Below are 2,014 nucleotides of genomic sequence, written 5' to 3'. Positions count from 1 at the left end.
GTAACTGCTCAATAACCCGGGGCAATCCCTCAGGCGCTGCGTCGCCCCTGACCGGATGCATCGGGCCAGGATGCAGGCGACGCCTTCTGGCGGGCGGCAATAGATTTCGGTTGTAAACCGTAGTCGGCGATGTTAACTTTCGTTGCATCGCCACTCTCTACGTTGCCGGGCCATGAGCATCCCTCAAAAATTCATCCCGCCGGATATCGACCGAAGCGAGTTGACGCCGCGGGAGCTTGAATTGCTGGCGGTGCTCGAGCGGTTGACCGAGATGGTCAATCACCAGCAGGAGCAGCTTCAAGGACTGGAAAAGGAAATCGCCCGGCTGCGTAAAGCCGGCAAGCGCGCATAGCTTCACGCAGCCGTGAGGCAGAAACTCGCTGCGCCGTATATTCCCGAAGCCGAGCGCACTCCCGCGGTCGTGAAGCTGCTCGCCTGGGGTGAAGGCCTCATGGAAATCATCCTTCGCCAACATGAGCAGGAGTTGCATCTGAAGGATGAAGTCGCTGTGCTCAAGGGCGAGAAGAAGCGCCCGAAGTTCAAGCCGAGCCGCATGCATGAGGAGGCCGGCAAAGTCCAGCAGCAGGCCAAGCCAGGTAGACGACGCGGTTCGCCCGGCAGGAGCAAGACCGCCCAACTGAAGATCGATTGCGAAGAGATCATCGAGCCGGCCGGGCTGATCCCGCCGGGATCCCGATTCAAGGGCTACCGGGATTATGTGGTGCAGGACTTGGTGATCGGCTCACGCAACACACGCTATCGGCTTGCACGTTGGCAAACACCAGACGGTCGTACCTTGACCGGGCAACTTCCCTGGGCCGTCGCAGGCAGCCACTTTGGCGCGACGCTGGTCAGCTATCTGCTCTACCAGCACCATCATTGCCACGTTACCCAGCCGCTGTTGTGTGAGCAATTGCGCGAATGGGGCATCGAGATCTCGTCGGGGCAGTTGAACGCGCTGCTGCAAGAGGGCAAGGAGCGGTTTCACGCGGAAAAAGACGGGCTGTTATCGACCGGGCTGGCGCTCTCAGCATATGTGACGGTCGATGACACGGGCACGCGCCATCAAGGCAACAATGGCTACGTCACCCATATTGGTAACGAGCACTTCGCCTGCTTCAAAAGCACGTGTTCGAAGAGCCGCATCAATTTCCTCGAACTGCTCGGCGCCGGACACGGCTACCAGATCAACGAAGACGCCCTCGCTTACATGAAGAAGCAAGGGCTCTCGCAGGTGTTCCTGAATGCGCTGCGTGAGCACGACCGCAGAGGATTTGCCGATCAGGGTGCATGGCAACTCCACCTCAACGGCCTGGGCATGGACGTTGCCCGCTACCGCAACATCGCCACCGAGGGCGCGTTGCTGGGCAGTCTGAAGCGGCGTGGCGTGGCACAGGATCTCGTCATCATCAGCGACGATGCAGGACAGTTCAATGTCCTGATTCACGGCTTATGTTGGGTACATGCGGAGCGCCTGGTTCACAAGCTGCTACCGTTGAACGATCTACACCGCGAGGATATTGCACGCGTGCGCAGCGACATCTGGTCCCTGTACGCGTCCCTCAAGGATTACAAGCGACGTCCCACCCTCAAGCGCAAGCGCGAACTGCAAGCGCGCTTTGATGCCGTCTTTACCCAGAAGACCCGCTACGCCACACTCAACCGTTTACTCAGGCGCATTCACCTGAACAAGTCCGAGTTGCTCCTGGTACTGGAGCGCCCTGAGGTCCCACTGCACACAAACGGCAGTGAGCGCGATATCCGCGATCACGTGAAAAAGCAGAAAATCAGTGGCGGCACGCGCAGCGAGCTCGGTCGGCAATGTCGCGATACGTTCTCCAGCCTGAAGAAGACCTGTCGCAAACTGGGCGTCTCGTTCTGGGATTACCTGACAGACCGCATCTCGTGCAGCGATCACATCCCACCACTACCACACCTGCTTGAACAACGCCTCCTGCGCTCTGCTTGAACAGGGTGCCGCCGTTCGCCCCGGGTTATTGAGCAGTTACGAAAT

Annotated in this window: 2 protein-coding genes; both read left to right on the top strand. The window is 59.2% G+C overall.

What is annotated here, in order from left to right:
- Positions 1–172 precede the first annotated feature (172 nt).
- Positions 173–352, top strand: a complete 180-nt coding sequence (locus DN412_RS42675; RefSeq protein WP_115216971.1) for a hypothetical protein — start codon at positions 173–175, stop codon at positions 350–352.
- A 12-nt stretch (positions 353–364) separates the two neighbouring features.
- A complete protein-coding gene (locus DN412_RS42670; protein ID WP_115216970.1) occupies positions 365–1,969 on the top strand; it encodes an IS66 family transposase in 1,605 nt (534 codons plus the stop codon).
- The last annotated feature ends 45 nt before the right edge of the window (positions 1,970–2,014 follow it).

Origin of the sequence: Cupriavidus lacunae (assembly GCF_003353055.1) — a bacterium.
GTDB classification, from domain to species: Bacteria; Pseudomonadota; Gammaproteobacteria; order Burkholderiales; family Burkholderiaceae; genus Cupriavidus; species Cupriavidus lacunae.
The sequence above is the reverse complement of the archived record's forward strand: the minus strand, read 5'-3'. Positions and strand labels throughout refer to the sequence as shown.

Bases quoted from the DNA above. Each gene is read 5' to 3' on its own strand.
- DN412_RS42675 (WP_115216971.1), top strand. From the start codon at position 173: ATGAGCATCCCTCAAAAATTCATCCCGCCGGATATCGACCGAAGCGAG.